We start from the raw sequence: 20,529 nt of genomic DNA on the forward strand, positions 1-20,529 counted from the left end.
TTTTTTTTTTATAATTAATTAAAAGTTTTTTTTAATAATAATTTGAATTGTATTTTTACACAGTTTTAATAATATTTTTATTAAGTTAATAATTTCACGAGGGTGACTGTAAAGGTTCACTTGAGATTCTATACTGAATTTTAAAATCTTAGATATAATTTAACAAATTTTACAGGTATAACCTGATTATCTCTAAATTTCAAAAATAATTTTAAATTTAATATAGGGATAAGTTAACTAAAACAAAGTCATCGGTATATCTTTTTATCAGGCTTACTAATCTTATCGGAACTACTCTTTCTAATATGAATTACTTGAAATTTTTGCTGCCTGCAAAACTAAATTTTCACTCCGGAAAATAGTTCATTAAAACAAAGTAGTTTGAATATCTTTCTTATCTAAATTAGTTATTTTGTCTATTTTACTGTTTTTTCTTATATGGATTACTTCTAAACCTTTTTTAACAAGGGTTTGTGTTATCAGGTTATGCCTGTGGCAGTTGTAAGGATCTTCTTCACTGCACGTTAAAACAATATCATTCTCATTATTCAGTTCAATTATTCTGTTTATCCCTTTGCTGTAACGGTCACTCATTGATATTAACCTGTAATTTACTTTACCGTTTTCATAATATTTATTATCTCTTGGTTTTCCACCGATATAGTCACCAAGGAATATGTATCGCATATCATTTTCTATCAAACTTTTCTTGATATTTTCTCGGTTGAAATGGGATACAAACTTGCTGTAGGGTGAACTGCGCACATCTACTACAATATCTATTTTAAATGACTTCAGTATATCGACAAAAGATTCTTGAGTCATGCTGCTGTGACCTATCATGTAAATCATATTATCATTTGTTATGTAATCGTTACAAATCCTTTTTTGAATTATTTAATTTTACGCGTTACTACTTTAAGATTAATATACTGTTTATTCTAAATATTTTTTAAATAATAAAATAACCAGACTTATAAAAACTATTTTTAGTATAATCCACTACTATTATTATAGAATTACTGAATTTATAATTGAATTTAGTTTTAAATTGGGAGCTTTTTATTTTGAGTAACATGAGAATTTATCCTTCTTGGGAGAAAATCAAAAAATTTAAGGAACCTTTAACTGAAGGTGAAAATGCACTGGCCCGTTTTCTGGATGACAACTTACCTGAAGATTGGAAAATTTTTATAAAGCCTTACCTAAATAACGGCCGTCCTGATATTGTCATCTTAAACCCTAATGTAGGATTAATGATTTACTCTGTCAAGGAATGGAAATCTGTAAATTATGACCCTGAATACAACCTGGAAGAAACTTCAGCCTATATAAAGCAGGTGAATAATTACAGAAACAAGATAATTGAGCAAATAATTCCAGATATGGGTGAGAAAATCGATGAAAATAACAGATTATTTGCACTTGTACAGACTGGAATCTATATACATAATATAAGTGGAGACAATGCACGGGAACTATTTGACAACCGTAGTTATCCAACAATAGCAGGTTTCGATGACTTAACTGAAGAAAATGTTAACTATGTAGTTCCAGGTGCAGGTTTTGAAAGAAGCAGTTATATGCAAAAGGCATGGGCTGATGAAATAGAATTCTGGCTAAACCCTCCATTTCACAGTAAAAGACAGGGCGAAAAACTTAAACTAACTGCAAAACAAAAGAACCACTCAAAACCTAAGCCAGGACACAGGCGTATCCGAGGGGCTGCAGGCAGTGGAAAAACTCTGGTCATAGCATACAGGGCAGCAAAATTAGCAGCTGAAGGACATAAAGTTCTTGTAATGACCTTTAACCTCACACTCTGGCACTATATCAAGGATATGATCGCAAGGGCACCATTTGACTTTGAATGGAAAAACATTACATTCAACCATTTCCACGGGTTCTGCAATGACATTTTAAATGAACTATCTGTACCAAAACCCAGTAAAAATTACTTCGATGAAGTTGTCCCGAAAGTGGAAGAGGCAATTTCTGATATCAACATTGACAGGTTCAAATTTGATGCTATACTTATCGATGAAGGTCAGGACTGTAAATGGGAATGGTACAATTTACTATCTAAATTTTTAAATGAACGGGACGAGCTCCTGTTTGTCTGTGATAAAAACCAGAATATCTACGGGCGTGAACTCAGCTGGATTGACAATATGGCAAGTGTCAAGTTCAGAGGTAGATGGGGAGAGCTGAACACAATCTACAGGCTGCCGCCAAAAATAGGCTCAGTGGCCAATAAATTCAGCGAAACATTTGGCCTGGATAACATGATTGAATCAGAAGAATATGCACAGTTAACCCTTTTTGAAAGGCCGCCAATTTTTAAATGGAAAAATATAAAGCAGATGGACTGGCTCCATGAAATAAAAAATGCATACACCTTACTCAAATATCAACAGAGAGGCTTTGGAGAAGGCCAGGCATCTGATATCGTTATTTTACTTCCCACTAAAAAAATGGGAATGAAAGCTGTTAAACTGTTTAAAAAACGGAACATCGACGTGAACCATGTCTTTGAAGAGGATAGAACCAGATATTCTCGCCATAAAAAGGCGTTTCCACTTGAAGACAGCCGTTTAAAGATAAGTACCATTCACAGCTTCAAGGGATGGGAAGCAATCCATGTTATCATGCTGATTCCCACAAGATGGAGCGGTGATGAAAATCTCGACTCTATGGTTTACACTGCAATGACTAGAACTAGGAAAAATTTGATTGTATTGAACAGTCATGAGAGGTACATGCAGTTTGGCAGTAGTCTATCTAGAAAATCAGATGATAAAAATGAATAATTCACCACGCGCTGAAAACAGAAGAATCAATTAATTTTAAAGAATTATTTTCAAAAACATCAATTGTATCTTCTTTGTTAAACAAGATCTGCATCTTAAGCTCTGCATGGTCTTTTTCAGGTAAATATTTGATGAATTTGTTTTTGATGAATTTCTTTGTTTTTTCTAGCATGAATTTCTCTAATTCCTCATCATCCAGAATGTCTTTGATATTATCTGCTATATATTCAACATCGCTCATTTTTAGAATACCTTTAAATTTAAATGAAGAATAGTAAGGAGTGTCGTGAACACTAACTATATCATAGTAAAATTTAAAAATGGAAGAAATTAGCGAGTTAACCTTAAAACCTGCAAACGTGTAAATAAAGACTTTGTTCTCTTCAAAATAAAATTGAACTGGTATTTTGCCATTCTCAAAACCTGAAATTCTGCCCTCTTCTTCCAGATCTTTTATCATTTTAAGGCTGACCTCATCAAAATCATTTAAAAGTTCTTTATTGTAGTCTCCAAGCAGGATATCGTAGATTTTCCTGGTTAACAGGTAATCCATTACTCCCCCTTCACTGTGCCAGTTTGGAATCCCACCTTCTTTTGCCTTTTTAACTTTCAGCCTGAAATTATCATGGTCAGCTTTAGCTACTGTCCAGACTTCCCCACCTAAAACAAAATTGGAACCTTTTTCCAGTGTGCCGATAACAAATGCTGAATCTAAACTGCCAATAGTTTTGCGCCCGTCTAGGACTGTGAATTCATAAGTCGGCCAGAACACACTGTAAAATTCTAAAAAATTCCTTTTTCCAAACTCTTTTTCAAAAGCATCTCCTAAACTAAGATATGGACCATTTTCTTCTATAAATCCTTTTTCAACCATATTGTCTATGAAATATTGATATTCATCTTTGGAGATTTTAGAGAATACATAAGCCTCTTTAAGAATTAAAAACAGGTTCTTTTTTTTAATTCTTCCATATTCAAATATAGTGCTTAATATCTGGTGGAAATAGATATCCTTTGGCTTTTCAGGTAATTTAATATGTTCTAATTTTTTCTCTTCTACTAGAGCTAGTTCTGCAAGTGACTTGACAATTTCTTCCTCGCCGTCGCAGAGAAGTATAGTTCTCTGGATCTTTGTTCTCCTGCCGCTTCTTCCAACCTTCTGCAGGAAAGAGCTGACATTTGAAGGTGGGTTCTTCTGGATTACAACATCTATATTTCCTATATCAATTCCAAGTTCTAAAGTACTGGTACTTATCATCAGACCATTTTTAACCTGCTTGAAATTTCTTTCACTTTCTTCCCTCGCATCCTTATGGATGGAAGAGTGGTGGATAAATATATTTTTTACTTTCAAGTGTTTTTTAAATAAATTATGGTATTTTTCAGCTTCTTTACGGGAATGAACAAAAAAGACCACTTTTTTATCCAAATATTTGCTTACCGTCTGAATTATCTTGAAATCATCTGCATAAATCACTTTGTACTGGAACGGCCTGCTGTTTTTATCTGCCACAACTTCGCTGTTTTCATTTGAAGTCAGCCAGTTTAAAATTGTCTCGGGGTTTCCTACCGTGGCTGATAACCCAATTCTGGAAATATCATTGCTGCAGTAAGCTTTAATTCTGCTGTTTATAATGGAATTAAGCTGTGTTCCCCTATCTGAATCAGCAAAATAGTGTATTTCATCTATGATTATGTATTTTAAATTTTTAAAGATGGAATTCTTTATTTCACTGGACTTATTCATTAAAATGACTTCTAATGATTCAGGAGTGATCACGAGTATATCTGTGGGTTTTTTAATAAATGATGATTTTTGTGATGCTGTTACATCTCCATGCCACTTTGTTGCGGTTAGATCAAACTGATCACACCAGAATTCAATTCTCTGGTGGGTGTCGTTGATAAGTGCTTTAAGGGGGGATATGAAAAGCACGCTCATAGGTTCTAAATTGTTTTTGAGGATATCATCAAAGACTGGAATTAAAACTGACTCTGTTTTGCCGGATGCAGTTGGAGCTATGACTAGCATGTCTTTTTTTCCTCTAAAACGAGGTATGGTGGCTTTCTGGATGGGGGTTAAATCCTTCCATTTCATACGGTTTGCTATAAACCTCTGCAGCCTGGGATCTAAAGTATTGAAAACGTGGGTTATTCTACCACTCTTCCTCTACTTCTCTTTCTTCAAATATCTTCAAAATAGCGTCATCTGAATCTAATTCTGAAGGGTTCTGCTGAATAGTATCTAAGACACTTAAAAATGTCCTTACAAATTCTCTTGGAGTTGTTTTACCCCCAGTTAAAAGGGCATTATTTTCATGTATGTCAACAAGCTCATCTATGATGGAGTTCATCCTGGAACCCGCATCCCAGTCGTAAACCTGGGCATGCATTTCTATTATCTTAGACCCTAATTCTTTCAATTCTTCTTTTTTAAACCCTTCAAGCCTCATTATAGGTTTTCTGAGGTCTTTATGGTCTGTATCTAATGCATCTTTTATCCGGTCATACAATGCCTGGTAAGAAGGTACTCCCTTCTTCTGGTCTTCGAAAAACTCGCTTGTACCTGCAAATATAAATAAAGTGCTTTCAAAGTTGCCTAAATTACACTCGTCAAATATAAAACGGATGTAATCGTAAGCTCCATCCCTTAGCTTTGTCATCTGGAGAGACCGGATATATTCAACTTCATCTACCAATATTACAAGCCCGCTGTATCCTAAAGACCTTACAAATGCAGACAATGCCTCTAAAAATGTGAATGCATTTTCCTTGGTCACATCCCCTTTGACCCCGAACTTCTTCTTGACTGCAAATGGGATGTTGGAGTCTCCCCGGAGCCATGCCTGTGCGTAATTTGCAGTTTCGGTGTCTCCAGAAATTAATGCATCATGGTACTTTTCTATGGCAATTGCAAATGAATTAGAATACTTTCGAGTTTCTTCCAGGTCCTGGACCATATTTTCACTTACAATAGCATTCTGTCTTGCAGGGTCATCAGTTTCTTCCATTGCCACCATTCTAAGTCCAGTAAGCCACCTTTCAATGATGTGTTCCATGGAGGTCCCTGTTTTACACCTTAAAGTTTGGACTATGTTCTTATACACTTCTTCAAACTTATAAAATGGGATATCACGGGTTATGGTTATTTTGGAAACTACGAAGTTGTCCTTAAATGCAATTTCCTCGATTACTTTAAGCAGGAACGATTTTCCCCCGCCGTAATCACCTTCAAGGAATTTAGTTGCAGCTTTGCCGTTTTTTATTTTTTCAAATAAGCGTTTCATCTCTTCAATTTCAAGGGTTCTACCTACACATATCTCGGAAGTCCCCTTTGGCGGTACATTGCCTTCCTTTAAAGCGTGAATAATGTCTTCATAGTCGTCCATGTAATACCCCTAAACTAGTTTTATATATCCAAATCTCTGTGAATTGCCCCTTGGGCCGTATAACTTAACTAAATTATCTGGATTTCTTGACGGGCTGTGCTTGAACCCTAACTTCCAGACGTTCTGCGAGTAATATTCAAATAGGTCTTCATAGCTCTTAAAAATGCCGTAACAATTTATAAATTTATGTAAAAGCCTGATAAATTCCTTTATCTCAATCTGGTTGGACTCTTCAGTATTTTTAACTATTTCATAGGTACCTTTAATTGAGCCCATTAAAAATTCATCCATTGTAAAGGACATCTTCTCAAAATAAACAGGAAAAGTTTTACTTGAATTCATCCTGCGGGTTATATAGCTAAAATCTTCCTCTTTAATTTCTGTAAATTCAGATTTAAATGGATATGGCAGATTTTCTTTATTTTTTATAAATTCAAGGTCACTGGCAATGTCTTTTACAGGCACTGGTTCGGTGAAATATTTTATTCCCTTTAATTTAATTTTTCTCCCTGATTTTAATGAGTCTAAAAGGTACTCTGGATCATCCAGTGTTTCCTCTACAGGGCCGTAGCCTATAAATGAAATACTTTCTTGAAATGGAGTGAAAAATAATATTTTATCTTCAGCCTTGACAGATTTTACGGCATTCGATTCTGGATTTGTGATATATAATATCCTTTGCTCATCTATCTTGCTTAAGTGTTCCTCATCTATTCGGCAAATCCAGTATTTTGAACTTTCACCTGCTGACTGTAATGTTTGCTGCTTGATATGAATCCCGCCTTTTAAAAGTAACATTCGCTTTTTAAATAAGAAGCCATAAGATGTATCTTGACTAAATAAAAATATCTAAGTGCATTAATTAATAAATTTTTCTTTAATCAATATAGAAAATAATAAATCACTGCAAAACTATCAATGATTAAAGGATTTACAGTAGATTAAAGACTATCAAGAATTAGAGGTTACGGTAATAATCTAAATTATTGTTGGATTGTGTCATATGGTACTTTAAATTGACTCTTAGACTATCAAGTATTAGATGATATAATGGGTTATTTATTATGGAGCATCTATAAATTATTGCAAACAATCAAATTAGAATATTTGGAGTAAAGATTACAAAGGGATGAAGGAGTTTAATGTCTGTAAACCATTGCAAAACTATGATTAGATGTTTTACAGGTAATATTGTTGTAAATTAACTAAATACTATCAATCAGAGGATATAATGGGCTATTTAATATGTGATACCTGTAATGATGTTTACAAATTACAGGACGGAGAATCACCAACGGAATTTGACACCTGCCAGTGCGGCGGAAACCTGGAGTATTATGAGACATTACAAGATTTTGTAAGTCAATTCTATGATTTAAGTAATTTTAAATCTGAGGAAGGAAACTTACTCCTTAAAAAAGGTTATAATCAGCTGAAGAAAAAAAACAGGGACCTTAAAGAGGATTACTCTAAACTAAAAGATGCCAAGCTGGAACTTGAAAGTGAAATTCAGGAACTTAGAGAATTCCAGAACAAACTAAAAGATATTAATGCAGAAGTTGAAGAAGAAAACCTGGAATTAAAGGATAAGATAAATGCAATTAGGGACAGATATTCGAAACTTGAAAATAAGAATTCTAAATCTGTAAACTATTCTGGAGAGCAGCTTTCCACATTAAAAGATAAGGGCAAGGAACTGGAAACAGAAAATTCTGACGTGATTGACTTATCTAAAAAGGACAATAATTTGAATTCAAAAGAGGCCCCAAGCCCTATAAATAAATTAGGCAGCATTGATTCTAATTTAAAGAAAAAATTAAAGGAATTAATAGGGATTAACCAGAAATTAAAGACAGAACTGGGCCACGAGTCCCTTAAACTCGCAAATTTAAGGAAGTTTAATTACGGGTTAGAAAATAAAAATTCTGAGTTAAAACAGGAAATTTTGAGGTTAAAAGAATTTGAAGAGGACCATAAAAAGCTGAATTTCAAATATGTTGTTTTAGAAAAGCACAACCAGGAATTAATAAATAAACACCTGGAATTACATGAAAACCACAAAGAACTGGAAGAAAACTTTTCTAAACTGGAACAGGAAAATTTCAAATTAAAAGAACTGGCAATTGATTATGAAGATTTAAACCAGAAATACGCTGATTTAGAGAAGTACAACGATAAGCTGTTAGCTAAAGATGCTGAGTTGGGTAAGAGTTACAATAAATTGAATGACAGCTTTTCTAGATTAGAAAAGGAGAATGTTAAACTAATCAGGAATGTTAGTTTAGATCCGGAATTAGAAAATAAATATAGTGAACTATATGAAAATTACGCTAAATTGGAGGAAAAATTTTCTAAATTAGAAGAAGAAAACTTGAAATTAAAAGAAAGTGTTAATTCTAATCCTGAATTAAAAACCAGTTATAATGAACTGCAGGAAAAGTTTTCGAAACTGGAAGAGGAAAACAGCGAGCTAAACAGTGAATTAAGTGAGCTTAAGGACAACTTCTCTAATTTAAGGGAAACGAATCTTGAACTGAAGAGTTTCAAAGATGAAAATGAAGACCGGGAAAATAAATACAGTGAATTACTGAAGAAGTACTCTCAATTAGAGGAAAAAAGCAGTAATACAGCTGACCTTGAAAAACACAATGAAGAATTATCAAATGATAATTACAGGTTGGAAACTGATTTTAACCAGTTGAAAGCCAGATTATCTGAGTTGGAAGAAGATCTTAAAGTAGATGATGACCCAGACTCCAAATTAAAAACTCAATATGTCGAGCTGAACAGTGATTATCACAGGTTAAAAGTTGATCACTTCAATTTAAAGGAAAGATACCTGGCTTTGAAGGAGAAAAACAAGGCCAAAACCATAACTGTGGACTTTTCCGGCGAAAACAAGGACGATGCCTCTTTAAAAACCCATATTGTCTGCGAAGACTGCGGTCGAAAACTGCCTCTCTCCCAGTTTTACAAGACCAAATCCAATGAAAGGGGATATACATCACGGTGTAAAAGCTGTACTCGGAAAAGGAATGCTGCACAGGGACTTGTAGAACTGAGCAAGTACATAGATCTGGACACACCGTTTTCAAAGGATGAACTTAAAGTTGTAATTGGAGAACAGCAGTTTTCCGTCTTTGAAAATTATATGTGGGTCCTTTTAGAGCTGGATATCCTGACTTACCTTGAAGATGAGGATAAGTATGTTTTAAAGTCTGATGATAATTTGAAGGGCTTCTGCGGGACTTATGGGATTTCATTAGCTTTATAAATTTGATTTTTGATTTTGCAAATAACAGTAATTTTTTACTGTACTATTTTTTAAGTTCATGCAGCTTAGAAATGAAACTTTCATCAAAAAGGAATTATTAAGTTTTAAAAGAATTTATGAGCTTTTTGAGGATTTAACCTGATTTTAAAGCTTTTCTATATTAAATTGCATCTTTAAAAAATGAATCTGGAAGGAAAACTCTGTTTTATAATGGTTTGATTGTTTAAAGGGACGGAGCAAATGGTGTGTTTTTAATATTATGATCAGTTTATTTTTTTATTGTTTTTGGAGAGTTTAAATCATGCCTATATTAAATTAAGACCATTAAGAGACAATTCGGAGCATATGTTGTTTTTTCATAATGGTTTGATAGTTTAAATGGATGGAGCAGATGGTGCGTTGTAAATATTATGATTAATTTATTCTGTTTTATTAATATCTGCCAGTTACATAGTATTAATATGTTATTGGTATGGTTTCCTTCCAGATTTCACTTAGGGTGTATTTTGACTGTATGTCAGTTCAACCCCCATTGTATGCTATTTTATGGATTTTAAGAAAACCATTAAGAACGCTTTAAATCTAAATTAGGCCTTTAAGAATGCTTTATTTAAACGTTATTTCCGAAACCTTTATATAGTATGTGGGCATATGTAGTGCTAACCCTGAGAAAAACACAAATTTGGTTTTTCGATGTTTGCGAATTTAAAATCCATTGAAATTCGCAACCGCAAAAAATTAAAGATTTTTTGCATAATGGGAAATCGGAGGCGGTATAATTATACGTAAATTGTTATTTGCAGTCTTCTTAGTGGCAGGTATGTCACTATTTGGTATTGCCGGCGCAAGCGCGGCAGATACAGGCGCTGCACACACGCAGTATACTCACCATAATACTGTGCATAAACATGCATATAAACATGTTAAATATTATAAACATCATAAATTAAGTACACATAAAAGGAACAAATATGGTCACAGCAAATATTATGCTAAACACAGATCATATAAACACGTTAAAAGTTCAAATTCAGCCAGTGTTAATGCACTAGCACATTCACTTACAAAAGATACAAGCTCACAGTACACTAAAGGAGCTCGAGTATTTAACTGGGTAAAAACTCACGTTAGATACAAGTTCTATTATAACACTAAACATGGAGCTGCAGGTACCCTTAAATACAAGGCAGGTAACTGTGCTGACCAGGCACATTTAGTCGTTGGCCTTGCAAGATCAGCAGGATTACCAGCAAGGTATGTCCACGCTAAAGCTAAATTTAGAAGCGGCCATGTTTACGGTCACTACTGGGCCCAAATAAAAGTAAACGGTAAATGGGTCACAGCTGATACAACCAGTAAAAGAAACTCCTTTGGAGCGCCAAGAAACTGGAGTTCAGCAAGAATTGTAGGTATTTCAAATAACATTTAATCCTACAATTTTAAAATTATTTTTCAACCACTCAAAATTCTTTGAATTTTGGTGCCCCAAACACAAGTGTTTGAGGGCTTTTTTCAGAAAAAAAGGATTGATCAAAAAAATCTTGCAAAACTATCAAAAATCGAAGATTTTTGATGCTGCAAAAACTCCGTTTTTGCAAGCTACGTTTTGCAGCCCAAAAAATCGAAGATTTTTTGACGGCCTCGCGAAAAAATAAAAAACATGCAAAAATGAAATTTTTGCTGCACCAAAATTCTCTGAATTTTGACGGTTTTTTCACTGCGGAGAAAAGGAAACAATTTTAGAACTCTTTAATTTTTACATCATTTAAATTCTTTTTTAAACTCTTTTACACGATATTTTAAGTTATTTTATTTGTGATATTATTTTTATTGAGTTCTTTTTTACACTAATCTACTATTTTTAAAAATAATGAGTATTTTTTGTTGGAAAAGGAATAACTTTATAACTTTTCTAAAAGTTTTTCTAACTCTAAATTAAATGTTTTAGCTCTTTCTACCCTTTCTTTATCCAACATTTTCCATCAACCTGTAATAGTCTTCAATTCCAATAAGAATTATATTCCGTTTAACAGCCTCCGAAACAACACTAAACTCCTTGCTCAGTGCCATGCTTAAAAACTCCTCGTATGTAAAGAATATCAGGTGTATATCGAGTGGAAGTAATGAAATAACTCTTTGAACTTCTTTTTTCCTGTTTTTTTCGCCAATAATCATCAAATCTATATCTGAATTCTTTGACGAGGTTCCTTTTGCATATGAACCAAATATTATAGCTATAAATGAGAAATTAAGAGAATTAATTTTCTTGTAGAGAATTTGAAGGTCGCTATTTTTAAACAGTTTCTTCCTTCTTTCATATTCAGCTTCAAAAATCAGGGGGTGAATTTTTTTATTTAAAATGCAGTTAAAGGCATTACCAAATTTTTCTAAGGTTATTATACTCTCTTTTTCAAGTTGTTTTACTATATTGTATACATTTTTATAATCTATCTTTGAGCAGTTGGATAACTGCGAAATACTGATATTTTTACCTTCATTTTCCAAAAGACTAATTAAGACTTTCACATTATTGTCCATTTTTTTAACCTTCTATGGTTAATTTTTCAGATACTATGGTATTTTTACCATAATATGATTATGTTATTGTGTAGGGATATAAACTTTCCCCTCAACACGCAGAAAGCCAGTAAATTAAAGATCAAATATTTATTTTAGAATATGCAAAATAGTAGTCAAGAAAGTAGTCATAATCTATGATTTTTGAGTGTAGTCAAAATCATAGCATTCAAAATAGAGATTTTGAGAGATTTTGATAAAAATTAAAGAGTGTTAAAATCATGTTCCGGCCGAATTTCAGCTACAACAATAAGATAGTAAATACACTACTTGAAATTAATTCAACGCGGGATTTCATAGTTAACGCACCTCTTATTGTGGAGATGGAACTTTCGCTAAAACGAGACGCCCTGCTAAAATCAGCCCACCACTCCACGGCAATTGAAGGGAACCCTTTGACTTTAAACCAGGTTGATAGGTTGGCCCAGGGGCTTAAAATAAACGCCCAGAAAAAGGCCCAGCAGGAAGTTATAAACTACCTCAACGTGCTTAATAATATGGATAAATACCTGGAAGAGGGGAAAATCACAGAAAAAACGATTTTAAAACTTCAGGGAGATATAACTTATTCTACACTGGAAGACACCTATATGGAAGGCCAGTACAGGACTATACCAGTTCACGTTGTAAACAAGGAAGGTGAAACTGTATTTACTCCGCCACTTGCATATTTGGCCCGTCGAGATATGGATGAACTCATTGAATGGATAAATGGGGATTCTAAAGAATTGAATCCTGTTATGGCTGCTGGAATTATCCACTACGAATTTGTAAGGATTCACCCCTTTGTGGACGGTAATGGAAGGACAGCCAGGGCACTTGCAGCCCTTTTACTCTACTTGAGAGAGTTTGACACTGAAAGGTTTTTTACTATGGATGAATATTATGATTACGACAGGCCGGCTTATTATAGGGCGCTTAATTCAGTTGACGAGGAAACAAAGGATTTAACGGAGTGGCTGGAATACTTTTTAGAAGGGTTTTTGATTTCTATTTGCGAAATTAAAGATAGAATACTGCTCTTTTCACCGGCTGAGGCTCTTAAAAAAAGGGTGAAACTGTCTGAAAAGCAGATGAAAATAATTGAGTTTATACATTTAAACGGGCAGGTCAACAACCTTGAGGTCCAGGAACTCTTAAAAATCTCTCGACAGGGCGCTTATAAATATTTGAGGGCTTTGATGGATTTGGATTTGGTTGAAAAGAAGGGCGGGAGCCGTTCCACGTATTATGTTTTGAAGTAGGAAGACCCTCGAAAATCGTAGCTTGCAAAAAACATAGTTTTTGAGAGATTTTCGGGGCATGTGAAAAACAAAGTTTTTCACGGTTGCAAAATTTCATTTTGCAAACACCAAAAATTCGTAGAATTTTAGAAAAATGTAAAACATTTTTCTAACCTTTGGAAATCTTCGATTTCCAATGCTCAAACGCTTTGCGTTTGACAGTCCCAAAAACCTTTGGTTTTTGAGGATTTTTAGCGTAGTCAAATAAGTTGTCGAATAGGTAGTCAAATATGGATCAAAATACAGAAAAATGGAAGCAAACAAAACTGAATTCCTATTTATAGAAAGTTTGAATTAAGTAGCAGCTGTTAAAATTATTTTCGTCATATCTTTTTGAAATTATTCTAGATTTAAATTAACTTATTTTTAGGTTGCAAATTGGTAGATTCATATCATGATAGATAATTTCATTTACATAGTCTAACATAATACAATAAAAGAAAATTGTAATCTGGAGGTTGAAGAAAATCTCAATCAAAGATTGAGATTTTCTGAACCCCAAATCAGAGATTTGGAGGTTATCAAAATTCAGAATGAATTTTGGAACTGTTGAAAGCGAAGCTTTCGACGTACCAAACACGAAGTGTTTGATAACCCCCAAAAAATAGAAAATTTTTTGGAGGTTGAAGGAAATCAAAGCCAATAAAAATCAGAGATTTTTGTGGCGTCAAATCAAAGATTTGACAGATTTCCGAAACCCCAAAAACAAAGCCAACGAAAATTTTCAATTTTCGTGGCGTCAAAATCGAAGATTTTAACAGTTTTTGGAGGTTGAAAAATGGCAGCAGTAGATCTAGTGACTCTTTTTATAGTAGGGATCATAATTTTGATCATTTTGGGACTTTCAATACGTGTAGTAACCCAGTATGAAAGGGGAGTGCATTTCCGCTTTGGTAGAATAATAGGAGTTAGAGATCCTGGGCTCCGTCTTATTATCCCTGTAATAGATAAGCTGGAAAAAATATCACTTAGAATTGTTACTATGCCGGTTCCTGCCCAAAAAATAATAACTCAGGACAATGTGTCCATTGATGTGGCTGCTGTTGCATTTTATAAAGTTGTAAATGCTTACGATGCAGTTGTTGACATTGAAAATTACAATACTGCTGTTAACCAGATTGCTCAAACCACAATGAGAAATGTAATAGGGCAGTTCCTTTTAGATGATGTGTTATCTTCAACTTCAAAGATAAATGAAAGAATTAAAGAAATAATTGATAAACACAGCGAACCATGGGGAGTACAGGTCACTGCAGTAGAAATTAAAGATATTAATTTGCCTGAGACGATGCGGAGGTCAATGGCAAAGCAAGCAGAAGCAGAAAGGGATAAGCGGGCTAAAATTATTTCTGCAGAAGGTGAATTTCTTTCAGCTCAAAAACTCGGTGATGCAGCAGACATTATAACCGCACACCCTATAGCACTTCAGCTGCGTAATTTACAGGTGCTGAGTGAGATAGCAAGTGAGCAAAACTCTACCATAATATTCCCTGCAAGCTTCATGGCAACGGTTAGGGACTTAAAGGAATTCATGGAATCCGAAGTGAAGTCTAAATGACCCTTGTAATTCAAAAATATTTATATTTAAATAAACATTTATATCATAATAATTAGATCAATAAAATGACTGAAATTACTATTGCTAAAGGAAAGTGATAAAATGGCAAAAAAAATTACTCCAACACCAGTACTGGAAGGTAAAGATGCCGTTAATTTCCTGCTGGAAATGAACAAGCCAGCAAGTGAAGAGAAAAAGAAAATGTTAGATAAAATTAGAAAAAAACATAAACCTCTCTTTTAAAGTGTTCTTATTCTTTATGAATGTCAAGATACATTGAAATAGTATGTTCTGGCCGCGGATTACGCTTATATTTGACTAATTTTCGTTCTTCTTTTGGAAACATTTTAAATAAATATTTATCATACAACCATTTGGCATTACAGTAAGCGTCAACTGTAATAAACCTTAAACCTATCGTTTTAGATAATTCTAAAGCAGTACTGATGACTAATTCTACTAATTCAGGTCCAATTCGGTTTCCATGATACTGTTTATCAACGGCAAGTCTACAGAGTTTTAAAGCAGGTAGTGTTTCATAATTTATCCCTAATTCTTCTAAATATTCTTTATCTTTATCTATAATTTTTTTAAGCATAATTGAGTCAGCACACCATGTGAAAAATGCCACAAGATATGAATCATATTTACATAAATAAGTCACATTTACCTTGTTATTCATCTGGTCACGTGATTTTTCCATTAAAAATTCATTGAGATCAGGATTACCACATTCAAAGCAGGATATATCATGATGATCTTCTAATTTTTCAATGATGAGATCATTAAACTCAATTGGGCTCATAATCATATTGGAATTATTTATATTAATATACTTGCCTTTTTTATGAACATTTTAACTAAATGATAATGAAACATGTCCTGACATTTAGCGAACATAATAACATACTGATTTTGCAGATTATTTAAAATTTATAATAGGTTATATTTGCTTTTCTGCTGCGGAGAAAATGGAAAAAATCAAATCTCATCAATTTCAACATCATTTAAAACCTTCATTTTCTTAGTTTCTTCATTTATAACGACAAGTAATTTCTCATCTAATCTTATTAGTTCCGCAAGTGGCTTTCCGTTTAATTCAAGTCCGAGTTTTCTTATTTTCCAGCTGTGCATGGCCAGCCAAATCTCAATATCGTTTGTTATTCCCATTTTGAGGTATTTTTCTTTGGCAGATTGGGTTTCTTTATAGTTGATTAAAAGTGGCATTTTTTAGGCTCCTTAATTTTTGGTAACCACCTTCGTACTGTTCATTTATTACTCTCATTATATAAGTATAACTCTTTAACTCTTAAACTTATAAGAGCTTCACTTAAATAATCAGAACACTAATCATATGATAAGAGTAAAATAAAGATTGTGTCAATAAAGAGTACAGAATCAAAAGAGGAAATGAGGATTGACACAATGCCAAAAACAACAAGCAGCAAAGTCACAATTGATGTGCCTGCAGACTTATACAAATTACTTACAAAAATTAAAGGAGAAACAGGAAAATCAATAAGATCACTTGTAAGCGAAGGATTACCTCTTGTAATTTTAAAATATGAAGATGTGCTTGAGGAAAGTAAAAAAGAAGCTCTTATTGAAGCTGAAATGATGGATAAAACATTGAATAGGCTTAAGGAGTCAATTAAGAAATAAATTTGATTTATTATCTGAATTTTTTAGAATTAATTTGATATTTTAGAAAAATCATAGTTTCCTAGTTAAAAATGGAATAATAGAAAATTAGATAAATTATTTAAAATTTTTTCCACGTATTTTCATGGCATTTACAAGTCTTTTAACATCTTTAAATTCTTTTTCCCATGTATCATGGTCGATTACCAGACAATTTTTAAATTTACTTTGTCTATATTCTTTAAGTATTGTCTCTTTATTATTTTGTGATCCTTTTTCTTGCTTGGACTTATTGCTGTAGTTCCTATGAGCTAATCTTACGCCATCTGTTCTATTTTTAGTTTTACACTCATCAGAACAATAGAATCTTTTATCTTCTTTATGATTTCTGTAAAAATAATTTCCACATCCTCTACATGATACTTGTTTTAATTGTTTCATGCGGTACTTTTTAGATCGACATTTATGTGAGCAATATTCTGTGCTTTTTCTATGTGCTATAAATTCTTCTCCACATATTGAACATATCTTTTTATATTCTGGTATTTTAACCACCTTATAATTTAAAAATAAACAAAAAAAAGAACAGTATTCTTATAATACTGAATGTATGTACATTAATTTCATTAAATCTTCAAAGTTATGTTCATTTACGGTTTCTTTTTCTATAAATATGGTTACTTTATTTCCTTTCTGGCTTATTGTATAATCAAAGCGGTTGTCAATATTTTGACTAACAAAATTTCGTGTAAATAAATATTTTCCCCTTTTAACTTCTATTCTTATTATATCTCCAGCAGTATGGATGTTAAAGTCTTCATCTATTGTATTTATCTTTGATTTTATATATTGTGATTCTGTTTTATCTATTAGTGTTGTTTTTTCTTTTAAATTTGCATAATCAATTTTTGCTAACTCTCTTATGGTTTTACTAACTTTTACTCTGTTTATGTCCACGTTATCACCGATAATCACTTTTTTTATTTTTTACATCTTACGCCTAATAAAAATTATAATGCAACAATCTTTAGATAGAATATCCTATAAAATAAGTCTTCAGGATAGGAGTTTAATTTTGAAGTTAAATGGGAAGTATGAGTTGGGTTCTTTAGGATTTGATTTTTTGGAATTGATTTAGTTATATAGTTAGTTAATACTTATTTTATTAAATTTGATTACTATATTAATTAAAAATAGTCTCTGAACTCGTAAACTAGAAAAAAATAAGGAAAGATTTTTATTATAATACAATAATCCATTATTATAAGATTATATAATTAATTTTGGGATTGATATTTTAAATTGGGGGTATTTATTTGAATAATGGAAGAATTTATCCTTCCTGGTCGGAAATTGAAAAATTTCATGATACTTTAACTGAAGGGGAAAAAGTATTAGCTCGTTTTTTGGATGATAATTTACCCAAAGATTGGAAAATTTTTGTTCAGCCATATTTAAACAATAGTCGTCCAGATATTATTGTTTTTAATCCTCAAGTCGGAGTAATGATTTATGAAGTCAAAGATTGGGCACTAACAACTTATAAATGGAATGAAAAACGTTCAATGGGAACTTCAGCCAATATACGACAAGTAAATAATTACAGGGATAAAATAATTGAACAAATGGTTCCAGATATGGGTGAAAAAATAGATAAAAATAAAAAAATATTTGCCCTTGTACAAACGGGGATTTATTTGCATAATATAAATGGCGATGATGCAAAGGAATTATTTAATAACTGTGATTATCCTACAATAGTTGGATATGATGATTTAACTAAATATAATCTTAATTACATTGTCCCTGGTGTTAAGTTTGAAAGAAGTAAATACATGCAAAAAGAATGGGCTGATGAAATTGAATTCTGGCTTAATCCTCCATTTCATAGTAAAGAACAAATAGAAAATATTGAGTTAACTAAAAGACAAAAAGAGCATGCAAAACCTGCTCCTGGACATCAGCGTCTGCGTGGAGCTGCAGGCAGTGGAAAAACATTGATTATGGCATATAGGGCAGCGAAACTTGCAGAAGAAGGACATAAAGTTCTTGTAATCACATTTAACCTTACACTTTGGCATTACATTCGAGACATGATTGCTCGGGCTCCATTTGATTTTGATTGGAAAAATATTACATTTAAGCATTTCCATGGATTTTGCAATGATATTTTAATTGATTTATCAGTACCTAAACCCCATGAAGATTATTTAAATAAGATAGTTCCTGTAGTAGAAAATGCTATTTCTAATAAGAATATTGATAAATTCAAATTTGATGCTATACTCATTGATGAAGGACAAGATTATAAATGGGAATGGTACAATCTCTTATCCAAATTTTTAAACGAGCGAGATGAACTTCTATTTGTTTGTGATGAAAATCAGAACATTTATGGTCGTGAATTAAGCTGGATCGATAACATGAGGAATGTTAAATTCCGTGGCCCTTGGAGAGAACTTAATACAGTTCACAGATTACCTAAAAAAATAGGTAATTTAGCAAATAAATTTAGTGAAACTTTTAATTTAGATCAATCAATAGAAATTGAAGAATATGCACAATTAACTCTTTTTGAAAAGCCCCCAATTTTCAAATGGGAAAATATAAAACCTGAAAATTGGCTCCAATCTGTAATGGATGCATATGAATCAATTAAACATCAACAAATTGATTTGGGAGAAGGTCACGCTTCGGACATTGTTATTTTGCTTCCCACAAGAAAAATGGGTATGAAAGCCGTTGAATCATTTAAAAAACATAAAATTGAAGTTAATCATGTTTTTGAAGTTGAAGAACAAGCTAAATATCATCGTCATAAAAAAGCATTCTGGCTTGGAGACAGTCGTTTAAAGATAAGTACCATTCACAGCTTTAAAGGCTGGGAAGCTATTCATGTTATTATGTTGATTCCTACACGTTGGAATGGTGATGAAAATCTTGATCATTTAGTTTATACTGCGATGACGAGGACTCGGAAGAATTTAATTGTTTTGAACTGTCATAAAAGATATTCAGAATTTGGTGAAAAATTGAATAACAAATCAAAAAAAATTTTGGCTAATGAGTTAACAACGTAAACTTAAATGAAATGAATTTGGTGAAAATCATAGGAGATGACGAAATGGTAGAATCTATTAAAAAAGAAACTCGTGCTGTAAAATACAAAACTGGCGAATTTGATTTAAGAGATAAAATTGATTTAAAAGAGCTGTTGAATGAATTGAAGCCTAAACATGGTCAGGTAATTGAAATTGTTATTTCTAAAAAGTAGTAATTTCTTCATATAATCTTTTTTATGTCTAAGAAATTAATTAGGCCATAAATAACTTTTTTGGATTATTTTTGTTAAAATAGCTTTTAACATCTCATAATTTAGTATAATCACTTTATCATGGTATTATTACTGCCCATCTATAAATCCACACATATCAACAAGCTTTGCTTTAGTATATATGATATCTGTCTCATCAGAAGTTAAAAAATCAAATGTATGTATCTTAAATGAATCAATAATGGATTTATTATTTTCATAGAAAGTTTTGAGTTTTAAAAGAGATTTTTCATTGAGATCATAAATTTTTAGACTCTTTTTAACATATTGATCAAAAGCAGGAACATTTGCAAAAACCCCAAGCATTATTTTTGTTATTAGAGTATCGGTGGGTTTGTTTTCGTCTCCAAAGGAGTCTATTACTTGCTGTTTGCATTTTAATAGTAGTTCAATGTTTTCTTTGTTATAGTTATCAATGTCAATTTCCCAAAGTTTTGGATCCATCTCTGAAATTGCTGTAATTAGATTTTTATAGCTCCTTGCGCTTTTTTCAAGGAGAAAAGAAGAGCCTCTCAGCATTCCCCAACTTGCTAAATAAAAACCTAAATGTAAGCAGCTTAGCTGCAAATTTTCATCATTTGCGAGTTCAGATATTTTATTTTGTTTGTAGAATGATAAAAATAGTTGTAGCAGTAATCAAATGATGAATACCGTTCATCAGGT

The 20,529-nt window shown here is 32.5% G+C and carries 19 protein-coding genes; 9 read left to right on the top strand and 10 right to left on the bottom strand.

From position 1 onward, the window contains the following. Window positions 1-366: 366 nt before the first annotated feature. Window positions 367-852, bottom strand: a complete 486-nt coding sequence (locus AAGU07_RS15915) for a DUF488 domain-containing protein (RefSeq protein WP_342460068.1) — start codon at window positions 850-852, stop codon at window positions 367-369. A gap of 224 nt (window positions 853-1,076) precedes the next feature. On the opposite strand from AAGU07_RS15915, the gene AAGU07_RS15920 reads away from it, so the two are divergent. Then, the gene (locus AAGU07_RS15920) at window positions 1,077-2,810 is read left to right on the top strand and encodes a UvrD-helicase domain-containing protein (RefSeq protein ID WP_342460118.1); all 1,734 of its coding nucleotides are present in this window, start codon (window positions 1,077-1,079) and stop codon (window positions 2,808-2,810) included. A 1-nt stretch (window position 2,811) separates the two neighbouring features. On the opposite strand, the gene AAGU07_RS15925 is transcribed toward AAGU07_RS15920, so the two are convergent. Genes AAGU07_RS15925 through AAGU07_RS15935 form a run of 3 tightly spaced genes read right to left on the bottom strand, consistent with a single transcriptional unit; the run spans window position 2,812 to window position 6,997 of the window. After that, on the bottom strand, window positions 2,812-4,908 hold the full coding sequence (locus AAGU07_RS15925) for a DEAD/DEAH box helicase (RefSeq protein ID WP_342460069.1): 2,097 nt from the start codon (window positions 4,906-4,908) through the stop codon (window positions 2,812-2,814). Window positions 4,909-4,966: 58 nt separating this feature from the next. Next, window positions 4,967-6,199 (bottom strand): BREX system ATP-binding domain-containing protein, encoded by a 1,233-nt coding sequence (locus AAGU07_RS15930; RefSeq protein WP_342460070.1) that lies wholly within the window; start codon window positions 6,197-6,199, stop codon window positions 4,967-4,969. A 9-nt stretch (window positions 6,200-6,208) separates the two neighbouring features. Beyond that, the gene (locus tag AAGU07_RS15935) at window positions 6,209-6,997 is read right to left on the bottom strand and encodes a hypothetical protein (RefSeq protein ID WP_342460071.1); all 789 of its coding nucleotides are present in this window, start codon (window positions 6,995-6,997) and stop codon (window positions 6,209-6,211) included. 433 nt (window positions 6,998-7,430) lie between these two features. Between AAGU07_RS15935 and AAGU07_RS15940 the strand changes: the two genes are divergently transcribed. Next, entirely contained in the window at window positions 7,431-9,473 is a 2,043-nt protein-coding gene (locus AAGU07_RS15940; RefSeq protein WP_342460072.1) for a hypothetical protein, read from the top strand. Window positions 9,474-10,293: 820 nt separating this feature from the next. Then, window positions 10,294-10,902, top strand: coding sequence for a transglutaminase-like domain-containing protein (locus AAGU07_RS15945; protein ID WP_342460073.1), 609 nt, complete (start codon window positions 10,294-10,296; stop codon window positions 10,900-10,902). 536 nt (window positions 10,903-11,438) lie between these two features. Here AAGU07_RS15945 and AAGU07_RS15950 read toward each other — a convergent pair. After that, on the bottom strand, window positions 11,439-12,011 hold the full coding sequence (locus tag AAGU07_RS15950) for a nucleotidyltransferase domain-containing protein (RefSeq protein WP_342460074.1): 573 nt from the start codon (window positions 12,009-12,011) through the stop codon (window positions 11,439-11,441). A 260-nt stretch (window positions 12,012-12,271) separates the two neighbouring features. On the opposite strand from AAGU07_RS15950, the gene AAGU07_RS15955 reads away from it, so the two are divergent. The 3 genes from AAGU07_RS15955 to AAGU07_RS15965 all read left to right on the top strand — a co-directional run bounded on the left by AAGU07_RS15955 (window position 12,272) and on the right by AAGU07_RS15965 (window position 15,134). Further along, window positions 12,272-13,294 (top strand): Fic family protein, encoded by a 1,023-nt coding sequence (locus AAGU07_RS15955; RefSeq protein ID WP_342460075.1) that lies wholly within the window; start codon window positions 12,272-12,274, stop codon window positions 13,292-13,294. A gap of 817 nt (window positions 13,295-14,111) precedes the next feature. Continuing rightward, entirely contained in the window at window positions 14,112-14,891 is a 780-nt protein-coding gene (locus tag AAGU07_RS15960) for a slipin family protein (protein WP_342460076.1), read from the top strand. Window positions 14,892-14,993: 102 nt separating this feature from the next. Beyond that, on the top strand, window positions 14,994-15,134 hold the full coding sequence (locus AAGU07_RS15965) for a hypothetical protein (RefSeq protein ID WP_342460077.1): 141 nt from the start codon (window positions 14,994-14,996) through the stop codon (window positions 15,132-15,134). Between the two features lie 7 nt (window positions 15,135-15,141). Here AAGU07_RS15965 and AAGU07_RS15970 read toward each other — a convergent pair whose 3' ends face one another. Together AAGU07_RS15970 and AAGU07_RS15975 are read right to left on the bottom strand one after the other, a co-directional pair. Next, a complete protein-coding gene (locus AAGU07_RS15970; protein WP_342460078.1) occupies window positions 15,142-15,696 on the bottom strand; it encodes a GNAT family N-acetyltransferase in 555 nt (184 codons plus the stop codon). A gap of 176 nt (window positions 15,697-15,872) precedes the next feature. Further along, complete coding sequence (locus AAGU07_RS15975) at window positions 15,873-16,118, bottom strand: hypothetical protein (protein WP_342460079.1); 246 nt, start codon at window positions 16,116-16,118, stop codon at window positions 15,873-15,875. A 198-nt stretch (window positions 16,119-16,316) separates the two neighbouring features. Here AAGU07_RS15975 and AAGU07_RS15980 point away from each other — a divergent pair, with 198 nt between their 5' ends. Then, window positions 16,317-16,553: a hypothetical protein gene (locus AAGU07_RS15980; protein ID WP_342460080.1), complete on the top strand. Its 237-nt coding sequence runs from the start codon at window positions 16,317-16,319 to the stop codon at window positions 16,551-16,553. A 96-nt stretch (window positions 16,554-16,649) separates the two neighbouring features. On the opposite strand, the gene AAGU07_RS15985 is transcribed toward AAGU07_RS15980, so the two are convergent. After that, window positions 16,650-17,087, bottom strand: a complete 438-nt coding sequence (locus tag AAGU07_RS15985) for a hypothetical protein (RefSeq protein ID WP_342460081.1) — start codon at window positions 17,085-17,087, stop codon at window positions 16,650-16,652. Window positions 17,088-17,126: 39 nt separating this feature from the next. Continuing rightward, window positions 17,127-17,489, bottom strand: coding sequence for a hypothetical protein (locus AAGU07_RS15990; protein WP_342460082.1), 363 nt, complete (start codon window positions 17,487-17,489; stop codon window positions 17,127-17,129). A gap of 359 nt (window positions 17,490-17,848) precedes the next feature. On the opposite strand from AAGU07_RS15990, the gene AAGU07_RS15995 reads away from it, so the two are divergent. Beyond that, window positions 17,849-19,612: a UvrD-helicase domain-containing protein gene (locus tag AAGU07_RS15995; protein ID WP_342460083.1), complete on the top strand. Its 1,764-nt coding sequence runs from the start codon at window positions 17,849-17,851 to the stop codon at window positions 19,610-19,612. A gap of 44 nt (window positions 19,613-19,656) precedes the next feature. Then, entirely contained in the window at window positions 19,657-19,806 is a 150-nt protein-coding gene (locus AAGU07_RS16000) for a hypothetical protein (protein ID WP_342460084.1), read from the top strand. A gap of 129 nt (window positions 19,807-19,935) precedes the next feature. Here the strand turns inward: AAGU07_RS16000 and AAGU07_RS16005 are convergent, their stop codons facing one another. Further along, window positions 19,936-20,433 carry a hypothetical protein gene (locus AAGU07_RS16005; protein WP_342460085.1) on the bottom strand — a complete coding sequence of 166 codons (498 nt, stop codon included), beginning with the start codon at window positions 20,431-20,433 and terminating at the stop codon, window positions 19,936-19,938. Between the last annotated feature and the right edge of the window lie 96 nt (window positions 20,434-20,529).

The sequence above is a fragment of the Methanobacterium sp. genome, assembly GCF_038562635.1.
GTDB lineage: Archaea > Methanobacteriota > Methanobacteria > Methanobacteriales > Methanobacteriaceae > Methanobacterium_D.

Coding starts and splice junctions, on each gene's coding strand:
- AAGU07_RS15915 (WP_342460068.1), bottom strand. CDS start 852: ATGATTTACATGATAGGTCACAGCAGCATGACTCAAGAATCTTTTGTC.
- AAGU07_RS15920 (WP_342460118.1), top strand. CDS start 1,077: ATGAGAATTTATCCTTCTTGGGAGAAAATCAAAAAATTTAAGGAACCT.
- AAGU07_RS15925 (WP_342460069.1), bottom strand. CDS start 4,908: ATGAAATGGAAGGATTTAACCCCCATCCAGAAAGCCACCATACCTCGT.
- AAGU07_RS15930 (WP_342460070.1), bottom strand. CDS start 6,199: ATGGACGACTATGAAGACATTATTCACGCTTTAAAGGAAGGCAATGTA.
- AAGU07_RS15935 (WP_342460071.1), bottom strand. CDS start 6,997: ATGTTACTTTTAAAAGGCGGGATTCATATCAAGCAGCAAACATTACAG.
- AAGU07_RS15940 (WP_342460072.1), top strand. CDS start 7,431: ATGGGCTATTTAATATGTGATACCTGTAATGATGTTTACAAATTACAG.
- AAGU07_RS15945 (WP_342460073.1), top strand. CDS start 10,294: ATGTCACTATTTGGTATTGCCGGCGCAAGCGCGGCAGATACAGGCGCT.
- AAGU07_RS15950 (WP_342460074.1), bottom strand. CDS start 12,011: ATGGACAATAATGTGAAAGTCTTAATTAGTCTTTTGGAAAATGAAGGT.
- AAGU07_RS15955 (WP_342460075.1), top strand. CDS start 12,272: ATGTTCCGGCCGAATTTCAGCTACAACAATAAGATAGTAAATACACTA.
- AAGU07_RS15960 (WP_342460076.1), top strand. CDS start 14,112: ATGGCAGCAGTAGATCTAGTGACTCTTTTTATAGTAGGGATCATAATT.
- AAGU07_RS15965 (WP_342460077.1), top strand. CDS start 14,994: ATGGCAAAAAAAATTACTCCAACACCAGTACTGGAAGGTAAAGATGCC.
- AAGU07_RS15970 (WP_342460078.1), bottom strand. CDS start 15,696: ATGAGCCCAATTGAGTTTAATGATCTCATCATTGAAAAATTAGAAGAT.
- AAGU07_RS15975 (WP_342460079.1), bottom strand. CDS start 16,118: ATGCCACTTTTAATCAACTATAAAGAAACCCAATCTGCCAAAGAAAAA.
- AAGU07_RS15980 (WP_342460080.1), top strand. CDS start 16,317: ATGCCAAAAACAACAAGCAGCAAAGTCACAATTGATGTGCCTGCAGAC.
- AAGU07_RS16000 (WP_342460084.1), top strand. CDS start 19,657: ATGGTAGAATCTATTAAAAAAGAAACTCGTGCTGTAAAATACAAAACT.